Here is a 21,214-nt window from a genome sequence, read left to right as displayed (position 1 = left end):
ACACGCGACTCGCGGATCCGCGCGCCGACCGAATTTACTTTTGCTCAGATTGGAAGCGACATGACAGAACTCGCGGATCGGACAGACTCCGATCGCGGTACAACGGCTGGCAAGCCTGCCGGAACACGTCGCAGCACCCGACTCCCCCGCGATGCGCGCCGCCTCCAGCTCCTCGCAGCTGCAAGTGAGGTATTCGTCGCGAACGGGTACCACTCGGCCGGCATGGACGAGATCGCCGAGTGCGCCGGTGTCAGCAAGCCAGTCCTGTACCAACACTTTCCAGGCAAGCTCGAACTGTATGTCGCAGTCCTGCAGAGTTATGTCGACAGCCTCATCTCGGGTGTACGCCAGGCCCTGCGATCGACGACGGACAACAAACAGCGTGTCCGCGCCGCAGTCCAGGCGTTCTTCGACTTCGTCGACAACGACTCGCAGGGCTTCCGCCTGGTGTTCGAGTCCGACATCATGGGCGAACCTCAGGTCCAGACACGCGTCGAACAAGCCACCGAAGCCTGCGTCGACGCCGTGTTCGACCTGGTCAGTCAGGATTCCGGACTCGATCCGTACCGCGCGCGCATTCTTGCGGTCGGTCTGGTCGGTGCCAGCCAGTTCACGGCGCGGTACTGGCTCGAAGCCGCGCGGCCGATCCCCAAGGAAGAGGCCGTGGAAATCACCGTGACACTGGCGTGGGGCGGTCTCTCACACGTGCCGCTGCAGGCCGAAACCAAGTAACCGGAACCCGAACGAGAATGGGCGGGCAGTCTCACGACTGCCCGCCCATTCTGCTGTTACAGCTACGCGTCAGACGGTAGGCGCGAATCCGACCTTGCGGATATCGGACGGACCGATCTCCACGTACGCCACGCGAGAAGCCTGCACCAGGAACTTGCGGCCCTTGTCGTCGACGAGAGCCAGAACCGGCTCGCGGCCACCGAGGACAGCCGCGACCAGTGTCTCGACCTCGTCAGGGGTCTGTTCGCTGTTGACGATGAGCTCACGCGGGCTGTCGATTACACCGATCTTGACCTCCACGGTCAACCTCCGAACTGTTCGTGAATTACATCCGTTGTCGACGCAAGGCTAATGCAGCAGCGACCGCCCACGCTCCTCTGCACGCTGTGCCCAGAGCGAACAGGCACCTAGACGAGTCCGAGAATCGCCATCCGCTCGGCGTGCTTTGCCTGCATACCGTCGAACAACGCGACAACTCCGTTGAGGTCACCCGAGGCCGAGATCACCAGATCCGTGAGGTCATCACGCTGTGCCAGCACGAACTGTGCCTGCGTGATTGCTTCACCCAGTAGACGGCGTCCCCACAACATCAGCCGGTCCTTGGCGCGGGTGCTGGCCTCCACTGCTGCCTTCACCTCGAGCACCACGAACTCCGAGTGGCCCGTCTGGGAAAGCACGTCCTCGACGATCTCGGCGACATCCGCCGGGAGGGAGTGCCCGATCTCGCGGTAGAAATCGGCAGCGATTCCGTCGCCGACGTACGCCTTCACGAGCGATTCCAGCCACGTCGACGGTGTCGTCGACGCGTGATAGTTGTCGAGAGCACGAACGAACGGGTCCATGACGGCAAAGATCTCGTGGCCACGTTCCGTCAGCGCCGTTTCCAGAGTCTCGAAGTGGTCCATCTCGGCGGCGGCCATGCTGGCGAACGCCACCTTGCCTCGCAGGTCCGGTGCCATTTGTGCGTCCTCCGCCAACCGGTAGAACGCCGAAATCTCGCCGTAGGCGAGAACGGCAAACAAATCGATCACGCCGGGGTGATCGGAAGCGACTCGGCCTCCGGTTCCAGCGTCCGTCGAAGCATCAAGATCGTGTGCGCCCATGACTACGAACTGTAGTGCTTCGACGGCCGACGCGACCGCCAAGGACCGCATGTCCGATTCGGTGATCTTCGACATGTCATCGCGAGGGGCGGACAACGTGCAGCTACAATGGTCTTGGGAGTTCGCCAGTTCCCCCGGCTCTTATGGTTAGCCGGGACGGCTGCTTTAGGTCAGCCGACACGACTGTGCTCACGCGGACCCCACCGATAATGTGCGCGCACCTGCATCGACGGTTGTTGCCCGCTTCGCCGAGATCTCCGGACGGTTCGAATTCGTCCGAGTGGAATTCAGTGCTGAGGCGTAGGCATGACCGAAGAAAAAGAGGGCATCGACATCGGCCGATTTACGGCCTGGCCCCTTACCTTGTGCGTGCGTACCGCCACGAGGAAAGGCTAGTCCCCTGAGCAAGATCACTGTCGACCACGAAGACGAAGCAACCGAGAACACCGTTTCCGTCCAGCTCGACGACACCCATGTACCCCCGAGCTTCGCCGAACTCGGTGTCCGCGACGAAATCGTCCGCGCACTGAACGAGATCGGCATCGAGCGCACCTTCGCCATCCAGGAACTCACCCTTCCGTTGGCTCTCGCCGGTGACGACCTCATCGGTCAGGCCCGCACCGGAATGGGCAAGACCTTCGGTTTCGGCGTCCCGCTCCTGCATCGCATCGTCACCGCCGAGAACGGCACGGCTGTCCTCGACGGCACGCCTCGCGCTCTGATCATCGTTCCCACCCGCGAGCTGTGCATCCAAGTCGCTCGCGACCTCGAGAACGCCAGCAAGTACCTCCGAGTCGGCGACCGAGGTCTCCAGGTTCTGCCCATCTACGGCGGTCGGCCGTACGAGGCGCAGATCTCGGCACTGCAGAAGGGCGTCGACGTTGTCGTCGGCACCCCGGGTCGCCTGCTCGACCTCGCCAACCAGTCACACCTGATCCTGGGCAAAGTGGGCGTTCTCGTCCTCGACGAGGCCGACGAAATGCTCGACCTCGGATTCCTCCCCGACATCGAACGCCTCATGGGCATGGTCCCCGACAAGCGTCAGACGATGCTCTTCTCCGCCACGATGCCCGGCCCGATCATCACCCTGGCTCGCACCTTCCTGACGCAGCCGACGCACATCCGCGCCGAGGAAGCCGAATCCTCCGCCGTGCACGACCGCACGAGCCAGCACATCTACCGTGCGCACGCTCTCGACAAGGCCGAGATGGTCGCCCGTGTTCTGCAGGCCGAAGGCCGCGGCGCGACGATGATCTTCACCCGCACCAAGCGCACAGCCCAGAAAGTCGCCGACGATCTCGCCGAGCGCGGCTTCTCCGTCGGTGCCGTCCACGGTGACCTCGGACAGATTGCCCGCGAGAAGGCCCTGAAGGGCTTCCGCAACGGCAAGGTCGACGTGCTGGTCGCCACCGACGTCGCCGCACGCGGCATCGACATCGACGATGTCACCCACGTCATCAACTACCAGTGCCCTGAGGACGAGAAGACCTACGTCCACCGCATCGGTCGTACCGGACGCGCCGGACGCACCGGCATCGCTGTCACGCTGGTCGACTGGGACGACATTCCTCGCTGGCAGCTCATCGACAAGGCACTGAGCCTCGGAATCCCCGATCCGGTCGAGACGTACTCGAGCTCGCCGCACCTCTACGAAGAGCTGTCGATTCCGGCCGACGCCAAGGGCACTGTTCGCAAGGCCAAGCCCGCCCCTGAGAAGGCTGCAACCGACAAGGCGGCAACGGACAAAGCAGACGCGCCGAAGACGGCCGACGCCGACGGCAACGAAGAGAAGACCGCGCCTCGTCGCAACCGGACGCGCCGCCGTACCCGCGCCGGTGCTTCGACCGACGCCGCGACGTCCACCATCGCCGGCGCCACCACAGCTCCCCCTTCGGCACCGGCGGCAACCGCTACCGAGAACTCGGACGAAGACGGAGCGGCCAAGCCGCGTCGCCGTCGGCGTCGTCGGCCCGCGGCTTCCGCGACGGCAGGCGCCGCAGAGTAAGCTGCCGATGTGCTGGCTCCCGAAAGGCGTACTCGCTCAGATGTGATCGGTGCGCTGGCAATCGCGCTGGCCGTAATCGTGGCGGTGACCGTGGTGTGGTTGCGCAGTGATGCGCGCGGAACCACCTCGGTCACCGCCGAATCTCCACTCCCACCTCTGTCGACGTCGGTGTTGTTACCCGACATCCTGAGGCAGACGTGGGAATCTCCCAGTGCCGACTCGACGGCACCGATCACCGTCGGAAATGCCGTCGTCACCGCCGACGGTTCCGACGTGATCGGCCGCGACCCGGCAACAGGCGAAGAAGTGTGGCGATACGCGCGCAACATTCCCCTGTGCGGTGCGATCGGTTCGTGGGATCGCGTCGTCAGCGTCTATCAGGACAATCGCGGTTGCTCTCAGGTCACGTCACTGGTCGCCGACACCGGCGCCCGAAAGGACCAGCGCAACAGCGACGCCGATTCCGCGGTCACCTTGTCGGCGGACGGCACCTATCTGATCTCACGCGGCAGTGAGCGAATGGAACTGTGGCGCTCGGACCTCGTCCGAACTCTCGAGTACGGCAGGGTCGACGCGAAGGTCAATCCGAACAAGCAACCCCGCACCGGATGCACGCTGCTCGACGCTGCGTCGAGCGCCAACCGAGTCTCGGTACTCGAGCGTTGCCCGGGTGAAGCCTCCAACAGGTTGACGGTGATGAACCCCGCACCGAAGGACGCCCAGGAACCCGAAGAGTACGGATCCTCGATTCTCCTCGACTCCGAAGGCGCCCGCCTGCTTGCCGTGGCCGGCGAGAAGACGGCCGTCTACCTCCCTGCCGCCAACGGAACCGCTTCTCGCATCACCATTTTCGACGGAACCGGCAATCCGATCGTCGACTATCCGATCGAGGGAGCGGTGACCGAAGGGGCCCGCACCCACGCCGACAAAGCTTCGATCACCTGGTGGACCGGCTCGCAGACCGTCAACCTCCGCCTGAGCGATCTGGCTCCGACGTGGATAGTCAACGGAACGTCCGGGCCCGGAAGCATGGTCGCCGGTCAGATGCTCATCCCCGTTCCGGGCGGCATTGCAGCCGTCAGCCCGTCGGACGGAGCGGTGCAGCGCATGATCGCAGTCGACCGCGGTGAGACGACGACGCCGATCGTGCTCGCCAGTGCGGGCGAGACGATTCTGGAACAGCGCGGCGATACCTTGTTCGCGCTGCGCTAGAAGCTCTCGCCTTCCTCAGAGCGCCAGTTCCGGCGCGAAAGTCACGACTTCATTTCCAGCCCAATGCTTTACGAGATTGTCGGCGAGTTCTCGATAGGCATCCGCGCCCTTGTTCTTTCGCCCGGCAAGGACCGTCGCGCCGGAAGCAGAGGCCTCGGCGAACTTGACGGTCCGTGGAATCGGCGGCGCCAGAACGGCGAGGGAGTAGCGGTCACTGACGTCAGCGAGTACGTCGCGACTGTGCGTGGTTCGAGCGTCGTACAGAGTCGGAAGTGCGCCGAGCAGAACAAGATCCGGGTTGGTGATCGCTTGGACTTCACGAACCGTACGCAGCAGCTGTCCGACGCCGCGGTGTGCGAGGGTTTCGCATTGCAGTGGAACCAGAACCGACTGCGCCGCAGTCAATCCGTTGAGTGTGAGCACACCCAACGACGGTGGGCAGTCGATGATGATGACGTCGTAAGAACCCAGGAGCGGAGACAGCGCCCGCTTGAGCGCGAACTCTCGACCGGGTCGCATCAGGAGCAGCGCTTCGGCGCCCGCGAGATCGATGGTGGCCGGCAGGAGATCCATACCGTCGTCCGTTTTCAGCACGGCGTCGACCGCGTCGAGATCACCCGCCAGGACCTCGTTGACCGAACGCTCGAGGCGATCGGGGTTGTGTCCGAGCGAGAACGTCAGGCAGCCCTGCGGGTCGAGATCCACCACCAGAACTCGTTGTCCGAGCGCGGACAAAGCCGCACCGAGAGAAGCGACGGTAGTGGTTTTAGCCACGCCGCCCTTTTGATTCGCCACTGCGAGAACCGTCGTCACACGTAGATCCTTGCGCACTTCGCGCCAGGAGGCGAGCTACACACGCGAGGCAGCCTGCAATGATGGTCGACATGACCTCCCAGTCCGCCCCCTCGTCGATCCCCCTCGGTGCTCGCGTCGTACTCATGCGCCACGGTGAAACCGAGTGGGCACGCACCGGGAAACACACGGGCCGGACCGAGGTTCCGCTGACTCCGCTCGGCGAGATGCAGGCAACCGCGACCGGAAATCGCTTGCGAACCCTCGACCTCCGGAACCCCATGATTCTGACGAGTCCGCGGCTGCGCGCACAGTTGACGGGTGATCTCGCCGGCCTGCCGGAAGAGCGAACCTGGGATGCACTTTCCGAATGGGACTACGGCGACTACGAAGGCCTCACGACGCCCGAGATCCGCGCAACGGTGCCCGATTGGACCGTCTGGACACACCCGTGCCCCGGCGGCGAGCAGACCGATCAGATCCATGCCCGCACCGACATGGTGCTGTCGATGGTGCGTTCGCAGCTACCCGAGCGGGACGTGATCCTGATCGGGCACGGCCACTTCTCACGCGCGCTCATCGCCCGCTGGCTCGAGCTCCCGGTCACCGAAGGAAAGCGTTTCGCGTTGTTCCCGGGCGCTTACACGGTTCTCGGTTACGAGCACGGCGCCAGCCACCTCGTCCATCACAACGTGCCGCCGCTAGTGGAGGCTTGAGGCTTAAGATTCTCCCCATGATCCGACGCGCCACGCCCGCAGACGTCCAGCCGATCACCGACATGATCTACGAGTTGGCGGACTACCAGAAGGCCCTCGACGAGTGCACCGTGAAGGCGGAACAGATCGGCGAGGCATTGTTCGGGCCGGCCGCGACGGCCTTCGCGCACGTCGCTGTGAATTCGGCTGACGACGTCGTCGGCATGGCGCTGTGGTTCCGCAATTTCTCCACGTGGGACGGCGCCCACGGCATCTACCTCGAAGACCTGTACGTCAAGCCCAGCCAGCGCGGATCAGGCCACGGAAAGGCTCTTCTGGCCGCGCTCGCCAAGGAGTGCACCGACAACGACTACACCCGGCTGTCCTGGTCGGTGCTCAACTGGAACACGCCCTCGATCAAGTTCTACGAGTCACTCGGTGCCGACGCGAAGACGGAGTGGACCACGTATCGCCTGACCGGCACCCACCTCGGAGCTCTTGCCGCCGAAGCTGAGTAGGACTGAAGCAGGGTAGGCGTTCCGTCCTACTTGTCCCGCGGCTCTTCGGTCTCGTCCGGGTGTCCCTCTTCCGGCGACACCTCGTCTGCGTACGCTCCGTACTCCGCTGCCATCCATCGAGACGTCGGAGCCGAGAACAGGCAGCCCAGAGCGCCGAGAACGACGACACCCAGAACGATGCCGAGCGGCACCTGATGCGAATCGGTCAGGAGCGACCAGGCGACCGGCAGGAGCAGCAACTGCGCGACGACGGCGATTGCCCGGCCCCACCGGCGGCCCGTCAGCAAAGCGATACCGGCAGCCAACACCGCGCCGCCGAGGATCGCGACCCAGGCGGCAAATCCGTATCCGTTGGTGACGCTCTGATCGTGACCGGTCGCGCCGCGAATCACTGCGACGATCGCGAACCCGGCGGCAACCAGCCCTTGCAGCGTCACGAGGGCACCTGCCCATGTGACTGTCTTGGGCAGGGCGTTCGGACTGGCGGTATTCGGCACGAGGCCAGCCTAGAACACGACACCGGATAGGCTCATGCCCCGTGCGCGCACTGCTGATCGTCAACCCCAATGCCACCTCCACCACTGCTGCCGGTCGTGACCTGTTGGCACACGCCCTCGAGAGTCGGGTGCGACTTACTGTGGCGCACACCACACATCGGGGACACGCCGCCGAACTGGCGCGCGAAGCCCACGAAGACGGCTTCGGCTCGGTGATCGTCCACGGCGGCGACGGAACGGTCAACGAAGTGGTCAACGGACTGCTCGGGTCACCGCATCCCGCGTCGATGAAATCGGTTTCGGTCGGTCCGATCCCGACGATCGCTGTCGTCCCGGGAGGCTCGGCAAACGTTTTCGCGCGCTCACTCGGTATTGCCGCCGACCCGATCGACGCCACAAACCAACTCGTCGATCTACTCTCGGAACGAACGAGACGCCGAATCGGGCTCGCACACTGCGACAACCGTTGGTTCACGTTCAACGCCGGAATGGGCCTCGACGCCGATGTATGCGAGGCCGTCGACGCCAGCCGTAAGAACGGTGACGCCGCCACACCCGCCCGGTATGTCCGAACCGCAATCGCGGCGTTCTTCCGTGCCAAGCGAGCCGAGCCCGCCCTGACAGTCCACCTCCCCGATCAGGATCCCGTCTCCGGAGTCCACTACGCGTTCGTGTCGAACTCGAGCCCGTGGACATATCTGGAAGAGCGTCCCGTACACACCAATCCGGGAACGACCTTCGACAGTGGACTCGGCATCTTCGCCATGACGAGCACCAAAGTCCTACCGTCTCTGCGGGTTGTGCGACAGCTCCTCGCACGCGGCGCAGAACCGAAATCGAAGGTCCTTCTACGCACCGACGACGTCCCGACAATCACCATCGAATCGTCGCGACCGATCGGACTGCAGATGGACGGCGACTACATCGGACTTCGCGAAAAAGTCGAATTCACCTCGGTCCCGGATGCACTGGAAGTGTTCGCACCGATTCCGACGTGAGTCAGGCAACACGTTTGACCTGCAAAAACTCTGGTGTCAAATAGTCGAAATCGGGTAAAATGCCGGTGACGCCCAGGTGGCCGTCAGGTGTGTCACAAATTAGTGAGTTGGCCCACGAACCCGTTCAAACCTATTGACATACCGCGAGTTCGTGAAAGCATTCACAAGTAACAGTGCGGAAACATTGATGACGCACACACAAACTCATTGGTACCAAATGGTGTGAATACACACCCAATTAAGGAGCGAAAAAAGATGGACTGGCGCCACAACGCAATCTGTCGCGACGAGGATCCCGAACTGTTCTTCCCGGTGGGAAACAGTGGACCGGCCCTCGCTCAGATCGCTGATGCCAAGGTTGTCTGCAACCGCTGCCCCGTCACCGCCGAGTGCCTGTCCTGGGCTCTCGAGTCCGGTCAGGATGCAGGCGTCTGGGGCGGAATGAGCGAAGACGAGCGCCGCGCACTCAAGCGTCGTAACGCACGTACCCGTGCACGCACTTCCGTCTAGGTAGAACCGAGACGTTCGACTCGCGGCGGAGAACAGCCCCTCCGCACAGTCGAAGACGACAGCCCGACACCACATGGTGTCGGGCTTTTTGTCTGCTCGAATCGCTAACGCTGCTCGAATCAGTAACGCGCAGTGCGTCTACCGAGCGGCACACGCAGAACCGCGTCGGTGCCGCCACCGCTTCCCGGGTGCAATCCGAGCGAGCCACCGAGTTCGGCGCCCAGCAAAGTCCGCACGATCTGGAGTCCGAGCCGATCGGACTTCTCGAGGTCGAAGTTCTCCGGCAGGCCGCGCCCGTTGTCGTGGATGATCACGTCCAACCAGCGCGCAGAACGCTCGGCGCTGAGTGTGACCGTGCCGGTCACTCCCGGATCGAAAGCGTGCTCGATCGCGTTCTGCACCAACTCCGTCAGCACCATGACCAGCGGGGTGGCGCGCTCGGCGGAGAACACTCCGAAACTGCCCTCACGCCGAATCGCCACCGGCACACCCACTCCCGCGACATCGGAGAGCATGGGAACCAACCGGTCGATCACCTCGTCGAGATCCACCTCTTCGTCCACCGACATCGACAAGGTGTCGTGAACGAGGGCGATGGACGTCACGCGCCTCACCGACTCTGTCAACGCCTGTCGCGCTTCGTCGTTGCCGGTTCGCCTGGCCTGTAGACGCAGAAGCGCCGCGACGGTTTGCAGGTTGTTCTTCACTCGATGGTGAATCTCGCGGATGGTTGCGTCCTTGCTCAGGAGAGCGCGATCACGACGCTTGACCTCGGTGACGTCGCGGACGACGACCGCCGCACCGACATGCCGGCCGCCCGGCTTGAGAACCAGGGCTCGCAGCAGAACGGTCGCCCCGCGCGCCTCGATCTCCATACGGCGACCGGGCTTGTCCGCCAACGTATCTCGGATGTATCCCGCAGCTTCCTGAGACTCGAACGGGTCGGTGACCAACGAACGGGTCAACGCCGCGAGGTCTTGGCCCACCAGATCCGAACTCAGACCCATCCGGTGATAGGCCGAGAGCGCGTTCGGGCTGGCATAGACGACGGTGCCTTCGGTATCGAGACGGATGAAGCCGTCGCCCGCACGTGGGCTCGAGTTCGTGTCGGAGCGCGATTCTCGGATCGGGAAGGTTCCGTCGCTGATCATCTGACACAGGTCTTCGGCGCAATCGAGATACGCGAGCTCGAGCGGACTCTGCGCTCGCTGGTGCGACAGGTTGGTGTCGCGGCTCAGAACCGCGATGACTCGCCCGTCCAGACGCACCGGAACGGCTTCCCGACGCGGCGGCATTCCTTCACGCCACGTCTCGTCTTCCCCGCGCACGACGCGGCCCTCGACGAGAGCGCGAAGAACCTGCGGGTGCTCGGACTCGGAAACGACCGTTCCGACCGCGTCCTCCGGAAAAGCCGTCGATGCCGTTGTCGGCCGGCAATGCGCGACGCAGATGACGGTCCCCTCGGATCGGTTCTTCTCCGATTCGGTGCCCACCCATAGGAGAACGTCGGCAAAGGAGAGGTCGGCGAGCAGTTGCCACTCCCCCACGACGCGCTGGAGATGGTCGACCGCCGCACCGGGAAGATCGGTGTGTTCGGCGAGGAGGTCACTGAGAGTGGACATCGTCCGGCTTAGGAGATCACGGCGATCAGATCGCCTTGCTGAATCACGTCGCCGACCTTGACGCCCACCGTCGTCACCGTTCCCGGAACCTCGGCCAGGACGGGAATCTCCATCTTCATGGATTCGAGGATGACCAGGGTGTCGCCGTCCGCAACGACGTCCCCCTCGCTCACGACGACCTGGTAGACCGTCGAAACCATCTCGGCGCGCACGTCTTCTGCCATCGTGAACCTCACTTCTGTCGGAACTGCACTCTGACCACGAAAATACGTCGACGGATCACTCGATCGACCTGCCAATGGAACCACACCGGCATCGGCGTGAAACAATGACGCGAAAGAAACAGAAGGGAGACCAATCATGGGTAAGCGTGGTCGTAAGAAGCGCAGCCGTAAGGGCAACGCCGCTAACCATGGCAAGCGTCCAAACGCCTGACATGTAGCGCAACAAAACGTCCGAGGGGCGGGGAAGCATTGCTTCCCCGCCCCTCGGCGTTACTGCCTTCCGACTGCTGCCGCTCAGATCTTCGCTGACGGGCTAGCTGTCGGTTTCGGTAGTCGTTATGACGATGGTCCGACGCAACTCGACGGTGAGCCGCTGACGCAGGCTTTCCGGCGCGTGGTCTCCACCGCACTTACGGTTGATCAGGCTCTTGACCTTCTCCTCGATCCCGTAGGCCTCGAGGCACGATCCGCAATCGTCGATATGACGCTGCAAGCGAGCACGACTTGAATCGTCGCATTCACCGTCGAGCATCAACCAGACGTCGGCGATGACTGCCGAGCAGTCGAGCCTTTCGAATTCGTCCTGCTCACTCATCGTGTGACACCTTCCGTCTCGGTGGCTGCGACTGTGGCTGTGTCGACCGCGCCGTCCCGATTGAATCCCCGGTCTTTTGCGACATCGGCCAAAAGACCACGCAATTGCTTGCGACCACGGTGCAGTCGCGACATCACCGTTCCGATGGGTGTGCCCATGATCTCCGCGATCTCCTTGTACGGGAATCCTTCGACATCGGCGTAGTACACGGCCATACGGAATTCCTCGGGAAGCGACTGCAGCGCCGCCTTGATGTCGTCGTCAGGCAACGCGTCGAGCGCCTCCACCTCGGCCGATCGCAGCCCCGTCGAGGTGTGCTCGGCGGTGGCAGCCAACTGCCAGTCGGTGATCTCGTCCGTCGGATACTGCGCGGGTTGGCGCTGCTTCTTGCGGTACGAGTTGATGTAGGTGTTCGTGAGAATCCGGTACAGCCAGGCTTTCAGGTTGGTACCGGCACGGAACGAACGGAAAGCGGTGTACGCCTTGACGTACGTCTCCTGCACGAGATCCTCGGCATCAGCCGGATTCCGCGTCATGCGCAGGGCAGCGCCGTACAACTGGTCGAGCAGCGGGAGCGCGTCGCGCTCGAACCGGGCAATCAACTCATCCGCAGTTTCGGGCGTTTCGGACACAGCGCCGTCGATAGGTTCAGTTACCCCTGACGGTTCGTCCTTGGGCCGGTCGTGTTCCAGCACTCTGATCCCTTCACTAGCCGTAGGGATCAAGGTTACCGCCAACTGAAGATCCGACCCACGGGCCGGTGGTGGCTCACACACAGCCAGCACGGTCGCTCCTTCGCTTCTCGGGACAAGTTTCATCAACTGGTACCAACACGGGAGTCTGCGACTCTGTTCCCGGCCTGGTCGGATGTACCTGTCGGCGATCCACATAGGGTGTTCCTCATGGCCGGAACAGCGACCCCTGCGACCGTACTTCTCGACAAGTCGAAGACACCGCACCGCGTTCACAGCTACGACCACGATCCTCGCGCCGAATCTTTCGGCGACGAGGCGGTCACTGCACTGGCAGAGTCGACAGGCGTCGAGGCCGCACAGATCTTCAAGACCTTGGTCGTCAAACTCGACACCGGCAAGCTCGCCGTCGCGGTCCTGCCGGTCCCGAACAAGCTCTCGCTCAAAGCCGCAGCCGCTGCCCTCGGTGCAAGCAAAGCCGTCATGGCCGATCGCGCCGAAGCCGAGCGCTCGAGCGGCTACGTCTTCGGCGGTATCTCACCGCTCGGCCAACGCAAGAAACTGCCGACCGTGATCGATGCGTCGGCGCTCGACTGGGACCGCATTCTCTGCAGCGCCGGTCGACGCGGGCTCGAGATCGAGCTGGCTCCGACAGACCTCGCGCAGTTGAGTGGCGCGGTCACGGCGCAAATCACGGCGGGCTGAGTATCCGGTCGCTACGGTCTCACCATGCGACCACACCTGAAAACTCTTGCACTGACCGCTGCAGCGGCAGCCCTCACGGTCTCGCTGACGGCCTGCGGGAGTTCGGACAATGCCGCCAAGGAAGTCACGGTAGTCGGATCAGGGCAGGTCCGCGGGGCGCCGGACATCCTCAATGCCGACATCGGCATCGAGGTGGTTGCCCCGGATGTATCGGGAGCGGTCTCGGAGGCGAATGACAAGGCTCGTCAGATGATCGACGCGATAGTCGCCGCCGGTGTGGCCCCCGAGGACGTGCAGACAAGCGATCTGTCCGTCCAGCCGCAGTACGACGCCAGCGGCGGACCGTTCGTCGGCGGCAACGTGACCGGCTACCGGGCAACCAACTCGGTACGAATCGTCGTGCGCGATCTCGACAAGGCCTCTTCTGTCCTGGACGCCGGCATCGCGGCGGGCGGAAACGCGGCACGGCTCGGCAACGTCGCCTTCGCCATCGACGACGACTCTCAGCTTCTGGCCGACGCTCGCACCCGGGCCTTCGAGGACGCGAAGAACCGTGCCGAGCAGTACGCGGATCTGTCCGGTACGTCGCTCGAGAACGTCGTGACCATCACCGAGGCACACGACACGAGTGGCGGTCAGACCATGCGCGCTCCCGACGCCTCGATGTCCGACATGGTTCTCGCCCCGGGAACCCAGCAGGTCTCGTTCGAGGTGACCGTTACCTGGGCTCTCGGCTGACCACTAGAGCAGGCTGATCTGCTCGCCGGCACGGTCGACGTCCGGCTCGATCAACTCGTGCCCGTTGTTCTTGACACTGTTGACCAGCGGCCGGACTCGATCGACGTCGATCCGCTCGAAGAGGTCCGGTACCGGTTCGAGCAGAGCCGAATCGACGGTGTTGTCGGGGTCGAGCCACGCCTCCCAGCGGTCACGAGGCAGGGCGAGGGGCATGCGGTCGTGAACCTGCTCGAGGTGACCGAGAGAGTCGACTGTGACGATCGAGCAGCTCAGGACGGGGCTCGTGTTCTCGACCCTCGGGTCCCGCCAGGCAGACCACACGCCCGCCATGAACAGCCGTGATCCGTCGTCGGGGTGCATGTAGTAAGGAATCTTCGCTGCCTTTTTCCCGCCGGTGGCCTCGGTCTGCCACTCGTACCACCCGTCCATGGGGACCAGGCAACGCTTGAACTTGAAGGCGGTCCGAAACGCCGGCTTCTCCGCCAGCGAGTCGGCGCGGGCGTTGAACAGGACCGGGCCTTTGCCCAGCTCCTTGGTCCACGACGGCACCAATCCCCACCGCATCCGCCGAATCCTCTTGGTCGGATCGCTGTCGGGATTTTCCCGATCGTGGCGTTCGACGACGGTCAACACCTCGGTCGTGGGGGCCACGTTGTAGTCGGCTTCGACGGGCGCCGAGTGGTCCGTCTCGTCGAGCGCATCGAGTTCCACCGCCAGGGTGGCCGGGTCCGCTGTGGTCGCATACCTTCCGCACATGACACCCAGGGTGGCACGGTTTCGACCATTCCCCCACCGATGAGAGAAGATGGACCATGTGAGTCTGAGTCTGTGGAGCGCCCCGAGGGCCCAAGCACCCGTCGATGCAGTGGTGACGCTGCCCGGATCCAAGTCCATCACCAATCGAGCTCTGATTCTTGCCGCACTTGCGGATGGCCCGTCCACGATCACCGGTGCACTTCGCAGCCGTGACGCCGACCTGATGATCGCAGCTCTGCGTGACCTCGGCATCGGCGTCGAGGAAGCCGGCGATCCGACCACGCTTCGCATCACCCCTGGGCCCCTGCGCGGCGGCGAGGTCGACTGCGGCCTGGCCGGCACCGTGATGCGCTTCCTGCCGCCGCTCGCCGCGATGGCCGACGGCATCGTCCGTTTCGACGGCGACGAGCAAGCACGCACCCGCCCCCTCGGCACCATCTTGGAGGCACTGCGCGGTCTCGGCGCTCGGATCGAGGGTGACGCACTCCCGTTCACCGTCACCGGAACCGGATCCCTACGCGGAGGAACGGTCACCATCGACGCATCCGGTTCGTCGCAGTTCGTCTCCGGTCTGCTGCTCTCGGCTGCCGCCTTCGAAGAGGGTGTCACCGTCCACCACGACGGCAAGCCCGTCCCGTCCATGCCACACATCGACATGACCGTCGAGATGCTCCGCCAAGCCGGAGTCTCCGTGACGACACCAGCCACGGGCGGAGACGCAGACACGTGGCGGGTGGCACCGGGGCCGGTGCGCGCCGTGGACTGGGCGATCGAACCCGATCTCTCCAACGCCACACCGTTCCTGGCCGCAGCCGCTGTTACCGGCGGAACCGTCAGCGTCCCGATGTGGCCGTCGTCGACGACGCAGCCCGGCGACGCGATCCGCGGGATCCTCGCCTCGATGGGCGCCGACGTCACTCTTGCCGACGGCGTGCTGACCGTTCGCGGCCCGGAGAAACTGCGCGGCATCGACATCGACCTCCACGACGTGGGAGAGCTGACCCCCACCGTCGCGGCCCTGGCCGCTCTCGCCGAGGGCACCTCGCATCTACGAGGTATTGCACACCTGCGCGGGCACGAGACCGACCGCCTGGCCGCCCTCGCCGACGAGATCAACAAGCTCGGCGGCTCCGTCACCGAAACCGACGACGGCCTGACGATCGTTCCCGCGGAACTCCATGGCGGACAATGGCTCTCGTATGCCGACCACCGCATGGCAACAGCCGGCGCCATCATCGGCCTGGTCGTCGACGGCGTCGACGTCGACGATGTCGGAACCACAGCCAAGACACTGCCCGGCTTCGAGAACATGTGGATCGACATGCTCGAGAGTTCGCCGGCGACACCGAAGGCAAGCTTCTGAGTCCGCGGCAGTACGACGAGTCCGACGTCCGGGTACGTCCCGGCCGCGGATCCCGCCCCCGTACGAAGACTCGGCCCGAACATCTCTCGGCCGAATCGGGGATGGTGGTGTCGAAGGATCGTGGCCGTTGGGGTTGCGTCCTCGGCGGCGATCCCGACCGACTGATCGTCACGATGCGTGCCCGCGAACTTGGCCGAACCCCCATAGTCGTCGGCGATCAGGTGGACATCGTCGGCGATCTGTCCGGCAAAACCGACACCCTCGCCCGCATTGTCCGGGTCTCCGAGCGTTCAACGGTTCTGCGACGGACGGCCGACGACACCGATCCCTTCGAACGCATCGTCGTCGCGAACGCGGAGCAGTTGCTCATCGTCGTGGCACTCGCCGATCCCCCACCGCGCACCGGTTTTGTCGAGCGCGCACTGGTCGCCGCCTACGTGGGTGGCCTCACACCGATCGTCTGCCTGACCAAGAGCGACCTCGAACCACCCGAGGAATTCGCGAGCACTTTCGCCGACCTCGACATCCAAGTGGTCGTCGCCGGTCGCGACGATCCCCTGGACGAACTGACGCAGATCCTCGAGCACAAGTTGACCGCCCTGATCGGACATTCCGGCGTCGGAAAATCGACATTGGTCAATCGCCTTGTCCCCGATGCCAATCGAGCGGTCGGCATCGTATCCGGCGTCGGCAAGGGCCGGCACACATCGACGCAATCGGTGGCACTCCCCCTCGCCGGTGGCGGTTGGGTGATCGACACCCCTGGCATCCGTTCGTTCGGTCTGGCGCACATCTCGCCCGAGAACGTGGTGGCTGCATTCTCGGATCTCGCTGCGGCGATCGAGGATTGCCCGCGCGGATGCACGCACCTCGGGCCGCCGGCAGACCCCGAATGCAAGCTCGACCTGCTGGAGGGCAAATCCGCTCGACGCGTCGTCGCTGTGCGACAACTGCTGGAAGCGATCAAGTCCAACGATCAGTACTGAGCGACGCCCCTTGGCTAGAACAGCAAAGCGGCCCGGCACCATGTCGAATGGTGTCGGGCCGCTTGTTGCGTCTGGTCAGCGCAGGCGGGAAATCAGCGCAGGCCGAGGAGGCTGCGCAGCTTTCCACTCTTGCGCTTACGTGCGATGGCGCTCTTGAGACCGTTACGACGCCCGGTCACGGGATCGACAGTCGACGTCAGTTCGCCGTCGAACATCCGCTCCGACGCCGTCTCGGGCGCATTGTCGACGGTGTCCTTGAGGTACTTGTTGGGCAGCGACAGCTTGGCGATGGTGCGCCAGGACTTGGCGTACTGCACGGCAAGTGGGCCCGTCGTGTACGGCAGGTCGTACTTGTCCGCGAGCTGACGCACCGTGACCGCGATGTCCTTGTAGCGGTTGCTGGGCAGATCGGGGAACAGGTGATGCTCGATCTGGTAGCTCAGGTTGCCCGTCATGAAGTCCATGAGCGCGCTGCCCTCGATGTTGGCGCTACCGAGCATCTGACGCAGGTACCACTGGGCCTGCGTTTCCTTGTCGATGTCTTCCTTGGTGAACTTCTCGGCACCGTCCGGGAAGTGACCGCAGAAGATGACCGCGTTGGTCCACACGTTCCGCAGGGTGTTGGCGGTGAAGTTGGCCGACAACGTGCTCTTCCACGCCGGGCCGGTGATGGCCGGGTAGATGACGTAGTCGCGCAGGACCTGCTTGCCGATCTTCTCGCCGACCTCGCGGAGCTTGCGCTGGGTCTCTTCCTTGTCGGCGCGGCCCTTGGCCACCTTGCCGAGCTCGAGGTGCTGTGCGGCGATGCCGTACTCGAAGAACAGCGCGAGCAGCGTGTTGTAGACCAGATTGCCGGCGTTGAAGGGCTTCCATCGCTGATCGCGGGTGACGCGCAGGAGTCCGTATCCGACGTCGTCGTCCATTCCGAGGACGTTGGTGTACTTGTGATGCAGGTAGTTGTGGGTCTGCTTCCAGTGCGCAGACGGGCCGGTGACGTCCCACTCCCACGAGGTGGAGTGGATCTCCGGGTCGTTCATCCAGTCCCACTGACCGTGCATCACGTTGTGCCCGAGTTCCATGTTCTCGATGATCTTCGAGAGCGTCAGCAGGCCAACTCCGGCGAGCCACGCCGGACGGCGACGGCTGGCGAAAAGCACTGCGCGGCCGCCGATTTCGAGTGAACGCTGCAGGCGAATGACGTTGCGCACGTAGCGCGCGTCCTTTTCGCCGCGCGACTCCTCGATGTCGCGACGAATCGCGTCGAGTTCGCGGCCGAGCGCCTCGATGTCGGCGTCCGTGAGATGTGCATATTCCTTGACATCTGCAATCGCCATGGAAAGCCTCCTAGCAGTGAGTTAGGCGCAAAGTAGTAAGTGCAGAACGATCATGACTTCGAATCGTTCAGATCAACTGCACCTACTGTAGCGTAACTTACGGCACCGTAGGTTAGGTTTTTCCCGATGTAACCTATATCACTTCCGGCGCTTCGGCATGCGAGAACGCGCCTGCGACTTGAGTGCGGTCAACAATCCGAGGCGCTTGCCGGTGACCGGATCGGTACGCAGGTCCTCGACCATCGCCATGGCTGCGTCCCGGAACCCTGAGTCACGGAACCGTAGTTCCGAGGACGTTTCCGGAGCATTATCCGAGGTCGCAGTCAGCCACTTGTCCGGCAAGGCCAGCTTGTGGATCGTGCGCAGCGCCAGGAGATACTGCTTGAAGAGCGAACCGGTGGTGTACGGGAGATCGAACTTCTCGCACAATGCACGCATCTTCACAGCAATTTCTGGGTAGCGGTTGCTCGGCAGATCAGGGAAGACGTGGTGCTCGATCTGGTAGCTCAGGTTGCCACTCATGAGTCCCATGAGCTTGCCCGAATTGAAGTTCGCGCTACCGAGCATCTGGCGCAGGTACCACTCGTGACGAGTCTCCTGCTCGAATTCGGCAACGGTGAACTTCTCGGCGCCGTCCGGGAAGTGACCACAGAAGATGACGACGTACGCCCACAGGTTGCGCACGAGATTCGCGGTGGCATTGGCCGTCATGGTCGACTTCCACGCCGGCCCCGTCAGCGCGGGGAACAAGATGAAGTCCTTGCCCACCTGACGAAAGATCTTGCGCGCGAAGTCTTTGTTCGCCTGCGAGTTCAGTTGCCCCTTTTCCGCGCCCTCCAACTCGGCTGCCGCCGTGAGGTCATGCAGCGCGATGCCCCACTCGAACGTGGCCGCCAAGATCACGTTGGCGATCGGCTGGAAGAGGTTGATCGGCTTCCACGGCTCGTCACGCGTCATACGCAGGATCCCGAAACCGAGGTCCTCGTCCATCCCGACGACGTTGGTGTACGTGTGGTGCTGGTAGTTGTGCGCACGCTTCCAGTGCTCGGAAGGACCGGTCTGATCCCACTCCCACGAGACGGAGTGAATCTCGGGATCGTTCATCCAGTCCCATTGCCCGTGCATGACGTTATGCCCGAGCTCCATGTTCTCGATGATCTTCGACAGGCTCAGCAGGGTCGTGCCGACCAGCCATGCCGGTCGGTACCGACTGCCGAACAGCGCGATACGCCCACCGAGCTCCAACGCCCGCTGGACGCGAATGACGCGACGAATGTAGCGGGCGTCCCGGATTCCACGAGAGTCTTCGATGTCGAGTCGAATCTGATCGAGTTCACGTCCGAGAGCTTCGACATCGGCCTCGGTGAGGTGCGAAAACTCTTTGATATCGGTGATGGCCACCGTGGTCCTCCGTGTGCCTAGAAGCTATGCGTCCAGCGTACAGTCGCCGGCGGCAGCGGAGATGCACGTCTGAATGCGCTCGCCCTCCGCGTGCTGTTTTCCCGAGCGTAGGTCGATTGCGTGGCCGGCGACGAGAGGCACGACACACGTCTGGCAGATGCCCATGCGGCAACCGAAGGGCATCAAGGCGCCGGACTGCTCGCCGGCTTCCAGAAGCGTCGTCGCGCCGTCGACGGTGATCGTCTTACCCGACTTCTCGAACGTGACCGTGCCGCCGTCCGCCGAGGCGTCGATGCGTGAAACCGCGAATCGCTCCATATGGAGTCGATCCTCGATGCCTTCCGCCTTCCAGACGTCTTCGAGCTCGTCGAGCAACGGAAGGGGTCCGCACGCCCAGGTGTGGCGCTCACGCCAGTCGGGGCAGACCGTGTCGAGAGAACTGAGTTTGAATTTTCCGTCGCGGCGAGTGAGCTGAACGTGACTCACGAAGTCCTCGTGCTCGGCGTGCAGTGCCGTGAGTTCGTCGGCGAACATCACGTCGGATTCCGTCGGAGCCGAGTGGATGTGCATGACGTCGGGCAATTGACCGCGCCGGTTCATCGTCCGCAACATGCCCATGACCGGAGTGATGCCACTGCCGGCGGTGATGAACAGGATCTTCTCCGGCGGCGGATCCGGCAACGCGAAGTTACCCGAAGGCGTGGCCAGTCGAACGATGGTTCCCGACGGCACGGCCCCGCTGACGAGGTGGCTCGAGAGAAAGCCCTCTGGCATGGCCTTGACCGCGATGGAAATGCGCTTGTTCTCCCAGTTGGGAGGCGAAGTAAGTGAGTACGACCGCCAATGCCACCGGCCGTCGATATGCAGACCGATGCCGATGTACTGCCCCGGCTGGTAGTTGAAGTCGAATCCCCAACCCGGCTTGATGACGATGGTCGCCGAATCCGTGGTCTCAGGCCGGACTTCGACGATCTGACCACGCAGTTCGCGGGCGGACCACAACGGATTTGCGAGGTGCAGATAGTCGTCGGGAAGCAATGGTGTGGTCAGCCGAGCCGCCGCACCACGAAGCAGATTGAGCTTCGACCGCGCTGCCGGAACTACCGACGCTGCCGGTGCCTCGATCCAGTCCTTCAGACCCATCAGACCTCCACCTCTCACCTTCCGAACCCACTGCCTACGGTACCGTAGGTTATCAGGTTACGGTACCGTAGGTTACTTCACGGTAAGCACATTCACAGCAGGTCGAGCAAGAACGGCAACTCCTGCGCGGCGTACCACGCCAACTCGTGGTCCTCCGCGTCGCCGAGCGTGAACTCGGCATCGGCGTCACCGAGATCCGCCGCGTCGACTATGCCAGCAGCGCGCTCGATGTCCGATTCTGCCTGTTCGAGGTCGACATGCACAGATGCAACCTGAGCCATCGTCACAGGACCCGCCAATCGAACTACAGAATCGTCGAGATCGGGACGCAACTTCACATCTGCATCGTCGACGTCGGCGGCAACGACAGCACGCCGGAAGGTGACGTCACCCTCCGTTCCGGCGATCAGCCGCAGCGACGCACGCGCAGCCTCACCCATGGCGACCTCGGCCAACTCGTCGTCATCGCCCGCCGCGTACGACTCACGCAGAGTCGGGGTGACCGCAAAAGCCGTCCGGCTCATCGGGTCGAACTCCTGATCTGCGACCAACTTCTGCAAAATCTCGACCGTCGCCGGTACGTACACCCTCAT

The 21,214-nt window shown here is 63.6% G+C and carries 25 protein-coding genes; 12 read left to right on the top strand and 13 right to left on the bottom strand.

All coding sequences use genetic code 11. From position 1 onward, the window contains the following. Positions 1-60 precede the first annotated feature (60 nt). Positions 61-732: a TetR/AcrR family transcriptional regulator gene (locus B0E55_RS11885; RefSeq protein WP_003942309.1), complete on the top strand. Its 672-nt coding sequence runs from the start codon at positions 61-63 to the stop codon at positions 730-732. Positions 733-801: 69 nt separating this feature from the next. Here the strand turns inward: B0E55_RS11885 and B0E55_RS11880 are convergent, their stop codons facing one another. Both B0E55_RS11880 and B0E55_RS11875 read right to left on the bottom strand, forming a co-directional pair. Further along, the gene (locus B0E55_RS11880; RefSeq protein ID WP_003942312.1) at positions 802-1,032 is read right to left on the bottom strand and encodes a DUF3107 domain-containing protein; all 231 of its coding nucleotides are present in this window, start codon (positions 1,030-1,032) and stop codon (positions 802-804) included. A 107-nt stretch (positions 1,033-1,139) separates the two neighbouring features. Continuing rightward, complete coding sequence (locus B0E55_RS11875; protein WP_080909788.1) at positions 1,140-1,835, bottom strand: ferritin-like fold-containing protein; 696 nt, start codon at positions 1,833-1,835, stop codon at positions 1,140-1,142. Between the two features lie 400 nt (positions 1,836-2,235). On the opposite strand from B0E55_RS11875, the gene B0E55_RS11870 reads away from it, so the two are divergent. Both B0E55_RS11870 and B0E55_RS11865 read left to right on the top strand, forming a co-directional pair. After that, complete coding sequence (locus tag B0E55_RS11870) at positions 2,236-3,840, top strand: DEAD/DEAH box helicase (protein ID WP_080909751.1); 1,605 nt, start codon at positions 2,236-2,238, stop codon at positions 3,838-3,840. Positions 3,841-3,849: 9 nt separating this feature from the next. After that, positions 3,850-5,052, top strand: a complete 1,203-nt coding sequence (locus tag B0E55_RS11865) for an Rv3212 family protein (protein WP_198538412.1) — start codon at positions 3,850-3,852, stop codon at positions 5,050-5,052. Between the two features lie 15 nt (positions 5,053-5,067). Here B0E55_RS11865 and B0E55_RS11860 read toward each other — a convergent pair whose 3' ends face one another. Further along, a complete protein-coding gene (locus tag B0E55_RS11860) occupies positions 5,068-5,865 on the bottom strand; it encodes a ParA family protein (RefSeq protein WP_003940948.1) in 798 nt (265 codons plus the stop codon). A 71-nt stretch (positions 5,866-5,936) separates the two neighbouring features. Here B0E55_RS11860 and B0E55_RS11855 point away from each other — a divergent pair, with 71 nt between their 5' ends. Together B0E55_RS11855 and B0E55_RS11850 are read left to right on the top strand one after the other, a co-directional pair. After that, positions 5,937-6,560: an acid phosphatase gene (locus B0E55_RS11855; protein WP_019747801.1), complete on the top strand. Its 624-nt coding sequence runs from the start codon at positions 5,937-5,939 to the stop codon at positions 6,558-6,560. A gap of 17 nt (positions 6,561-6,577) precedes the next feature. Next, complete coding sequence (locus tag B0E55_RS11850) at positions 6,578-7,057, top strand: GNAT family N-acetyltransferase (RefSeq protein ID WP_003940724.1); 480 nt, start codon at positions 6,578-6,580, stop codon at positions 7,055-7,057. A 26-nt stretch (positions 7,058-7,083) separates the two neighbouring features. Here the strand turns inward: B0E55_RS11850 and B0E55_RS11845 are convergent, their stop codons facing one another. Continuing rightward, on the bottom strand, positions 7,084-7,554 hold the full coding sequence (locus tag B0E55_RS11845; protein ID WP_020907115.1) for a hypothetical protein: 471 nt from the start codon (positions 7,552-7,554) through the stop codon (positions 7,084-7,086). A gap of 41 nt (positions 7,555-7,595) precedes the next feature. Here B0E55_RS11845 and B0E55_RS11840 point away from each other — a divergent pair, with 41 nt between their 5' ends. Beyond that, positions 7,596-8,552 carry a diacylglycerol/lipid kinase family protein gene (locus B0E55_RS11840; RefSeq protein WP_080909749.1) on the top strand — a complete coding sequence of 319 codons (957 nt, stop codon included), beginning with the start codon at positions 7,596-7,598 and terminating at the stop codon, positions 8,550-8,552. A 255-nt stretch (positions 8,553-8,807) separates the two neighbouring features. Beyond that, on the top strand, positions 8,808-9,062 hold the full coding sequence (locus tag B0E55_RS11835; RefSeq protein WP_003940950.1) for a WhiB family transcriptional regulator: 255 nt from the start codon (positions 8,808-8,810) through the stop codon (positions 9,060-9,062). Between the two features lie 119 nt (positions 9,063-9,181). Here the strand turns inward: B0E55_RS11835 and B0E55_RS11830 are convergent, their stop codons facing one another. Together B0E55_RS11830 and B0E55_RS11825 are read right to left on the bottom strand one after the other, a co-directional pair. Further along, positions 9,182-10,684: a sensor histidine kinase gene (locus B0E55_RS11830; RefSeq protein ID WP_019747797.1), complete on the bottom strand. Its 1,503-nt coding sequence runs from the start codon at positions 10,682-10,684 to the stop codon at positions 9,182-9,184. Between the two features lie 8 nt (positions 10,685-10,692). Next, positions 10,693-10,908, bottom strand: coding sequence for a biotin/lipoyl-binding carrier protein (locus tag B0E55_RS11825; protein ID WP_007731208.1), 216 nt, complete (start codon positions 10,906-10,908; stop codon positions 10,693-10,695). 136 nt (positions 10,909-11,044) lie between these two features. Here B0E55_RS11825 and B0E55_RS32635 point away from each other — a divergent pair, with 136 nt between their 5' ends. Further along, positions 11,045-11,119, top strand: a complete 75-nt coding sequence (locus tag B0E55_RS32635; RefSeq protein WP_022597109.1) for a 50S ribosomal protein bL37 — start codon at positions 11,045-11,047, stop codon at positions 11,117-11,119. Positions 11,120-11,221: 102 nt separating this feature from the next. On the opposite strand, the gene rsrA is transcribed toward B0E55_RS32635, so the two are convergent. Beyond that, complete coding sequence (gene rsrA / locus B0E55_RS11820) at positions 11,222-11,503, bottom strand: mycothiol system anti-sigma-R factor (protein ID WP_003940722.1); 282 nt, start codon at positions 11,501-11,503, stop codon at positions 11,222-11,224. Beyond that, positions 11,500-12,198, bottom strand: a complete 699-nt coding sequence (locus B0E55_RS11815; RefSeq protein ID WP_019747795.1) for a sigma-70 family RNA polymerase sigma factor — start codon at positions 12,196-12,198, stop codon at positions 11,500-11,502. Before B0E55_RS11815 ends, rsrA begins: the two co-directional genes overlap by 4 nt. A gap of 207 nt (positions 12,199-12,405) precedes the next feature. Here B0E55_RS11815 and ybaK point away from each other — a divergent pair, with 207 nt between their 5' ends. Next, positions 12,406-12,900 (top strand): Cys-tRNA(Pro) deacylase, encoded by a 495-nt coding sequence (ybaK, locus tag B0E55_RS11810; RefSeq protein ID WP_031330963.1) that lies wholly within the window; start codon positions 12,406-12,408, stop codon positions 12,898-12,900. Between the two features lie 24 nt (positions 12,901-12,924). Next, positions 12,925-13,638, top strand: a complete 714-nt coding sequence (locus tag B0E55_RS11805) for an SIMPL domain-containing protein (RefSeq protein WP_021332569.1) — start codon at positions 12,925-12,927, stop codon at positions 13,636-13,638. Positions 13,639-13,641: 3 nt separating this feature from the next. Here the strand turns inward: B0E55_RS11805 and B0E55_RS11800 are convergent, their stop codons facing one another. Continuing rightward, positions 13,642-14,394 carry an SOS response-associated peptidase gene (locus B0E55_RS11800; RefSeq protein ID WP_070386889.1) on the bottom strand — a complete coding sequence of 251 codons (753 nt, stop codon included), beginning with the start codon at positions 14,392-14,394 and terminating at the stop codon, positions 13,642-13,644. A 49-nt stretch (positions 14,395-14,443) separates the two neighbouring features. Between B0E55_RS11800 and aroA the strand changes: the two genes are divergently transcribed. Both aroA and rsgA read left to right on the top strand, forming a co-directional pair. Beyond that, a complete protein-coding gene (gene aroA / locus B0E55_RS11795; protein WP_020969225.1) occupies positions 14,444-15,757 on the top strand; it encodes a 3-phosphoshikimate 1-carboxyvinyltransferase in 1,314 nt (437 codons plus the stop codon). Beyond that, on the top strand, positions 15,706-16,743 hold the full coding sequence (gene rsgA, locus B0E55_RS11790) for a ribosome small subunit-dependent GTPase A (RefSeq protein WP_007731200.1): 1,038 nt from the start codon (positions 15,706-15,708) through the stop codon (positions 16,741-16,743). The genes aroA and rsgA overlap by 52 nt, the downstream gene beginning before the upstream one ends. Positions 16,744-16,835: 92 nt before the next feature. On the opposite strand, the gene B0E55_RS11785 is transcribed toward rsgA, so the two are convergent. The 4 genes from B0E55_RS11785 to B0E55_RS11770 all read right to left on the bottom strand — a co-directional run bounded on the left by B0E55_RS11785 (position 16,836) and on the right by B0E55_RS11770 (position 21,214). Further along, positions 16,836-18,077 (bottom strand): fatty acid desaturase family protein, encoded by a 1,242-nt coding sequence (locus B0E55_RS11785; protein WP_019747790.1) that lies wholly within the window; start codon positions 18,075-18,077, stop codon positions 16,836-16,838. Between the two features lie 138 nt (positions 18,078-18,215). Beyond that, complete coding sequence (locus B0E55_RS11780) at positions 18,216-19,478, bottom strand: fatty acid desaturase family protein (protein ID WP_020907111.1); 1,263 nt, start codon at positions 19,476-19,478, stop codon at positions 18,216-18,218. A gap of 24 nt (positions 19,479-19,502) precedes the next feature. Continuing rightward, a complete protein-coding gene (locus tag B0E55_RS11775; protein ID WP_003940928.1) occupies positions 19,503-20,621 on the bottom strand; it encodes a ferredoxin reductase in 1,119 nt (372 codons plus the stop codon). A gap of 92 nt (positions 20,622-20,713) precedes the next feature. Then, positions 20,714-21,214 carry a DUF6912 family protein gene (locus tag B0E55_RS11770; protein ID WP_020969223.1) on the bottom strand — a complete coding sequence of 167 codons (501 nt, stop codon included), beginning with the start codon at positions 21,212-21,214 and terminating at the stop codon, positions 20,714-20,716.

The sequence above is a fragment of the Rhodococcus sp. 66b genome (assembly GCF_002076325.1).
Classification (GTDB): Bacteria; Actinomycetota; Actinomycetes; order Mycobacteriales; family Mycobacteriaceae; genus Rhodococcus_F; species Rhodococcus_F erythropolis.
The sequence above is the reverse complement of the archived record's forward strand: the minus strand, read 5'-3'. Positions and strand labels throughout refer to the sequence as shown.

Coding starts and splice junctions, on each gene's coding strand:
- B0E55_RS11800 (WP_070386889.1), bottom strand. CDS start 14,394: ATGTGCGGAAGGTATGCGACCACAGCGGACCCGGCCACCCTGGCGGTG.
- B0E55_RS11825 (WP_007731208.1), bottom strand. CDS start 10,908: ATGGCAGAAGACGTGCGCGCCGAGATGGTTTCGACGGTCTACCAGGTC.
- B0E55_RS11775 (WP_003940928.1), bottom strand. CDS start 20,621: ATGGGTCTGAAGGACTGGATCGAGGCACCGGCAGCGTCGGTAGTTCCG.
- B0E55_RS11850 (WP_003940724.1), top strand. CDS start 6,578: ATGATCCGACGCGCCACGCCCGCAGACGTCCAGCCGATCACCGACATG.
- B0E55_RS11855 (WP_019747801.1), top strand. CDS start 5,937: ATGACCTCCCAGTCCGCCCCCTCGTCGATCCCCCTCGGTGCTCGCGTC.
- B0E55_RS11830 (WP_019747797.1), bottom strand. CDS start 10,684: ATGTCCACTCTCAGTGACCTCCTCGCCGAACACACCGATCTTCCCGGT.
- ybaK (WP_031330963.1), top strand. CDS start 12,406: ATGGCCGGAACAGCGACCCCTGCGACCGTACTTCTCGACAAGTCGAAG.
- aroA (WP_020969225.1), top strand. CDS start 14,444: ATGGACCATGTGAGTCTGAGTCTGTGGAGCGCCCCGAGGGCCCAAGCA.
- B0E55_RS11885 (WP_003942309.1), top strand. CDS start 61: ATGACAGAACTCGCGGATCGGACAGACTCCGATCGCGGTACAACGGCT.
- rsrA (WP_003940722.1), bottom strand. CDS start 11,503: ATGAGTGAGCAGGACGAATTCGAAAGGCTCGACTGCTCGGCAGTCATC.
- B0E55_RS11785 (WP_019747790.1), bottom strand. CDS start 18,077: ATGGCGATTGCAGATGTCAAGGAATATGCACATCTCACGGACGCCGAC.
- B0E55_RS11805 (WP_021332569.1), top strand. CDS start 12,925: ATGCGACCACACCTGAAAACTCTTGCACTGACCGCTGCAGCGGCAGCC.
- B0E55_RS11770 (WP_020969223.1), bottom strand. CDS start 21,214: ATGAGGGTGTACGTACCGGCGACGGTCGAGATTTTGCAGAAGTTGGTC.
- B0E55_RS11835 (WP_003940950.1), top strand. CDS start 8,808: ATGGACTGGCGCCACAACGCAATCTGTCGCGACGAGGATCCCGAACTG.
- B0E55_RS11875 (WP_080909788.1), bottom strand. CDS start 1,835: ATGGGCGCACACGATCTTGATGCTTCGACGGACGCTGGAACCGGAGGC.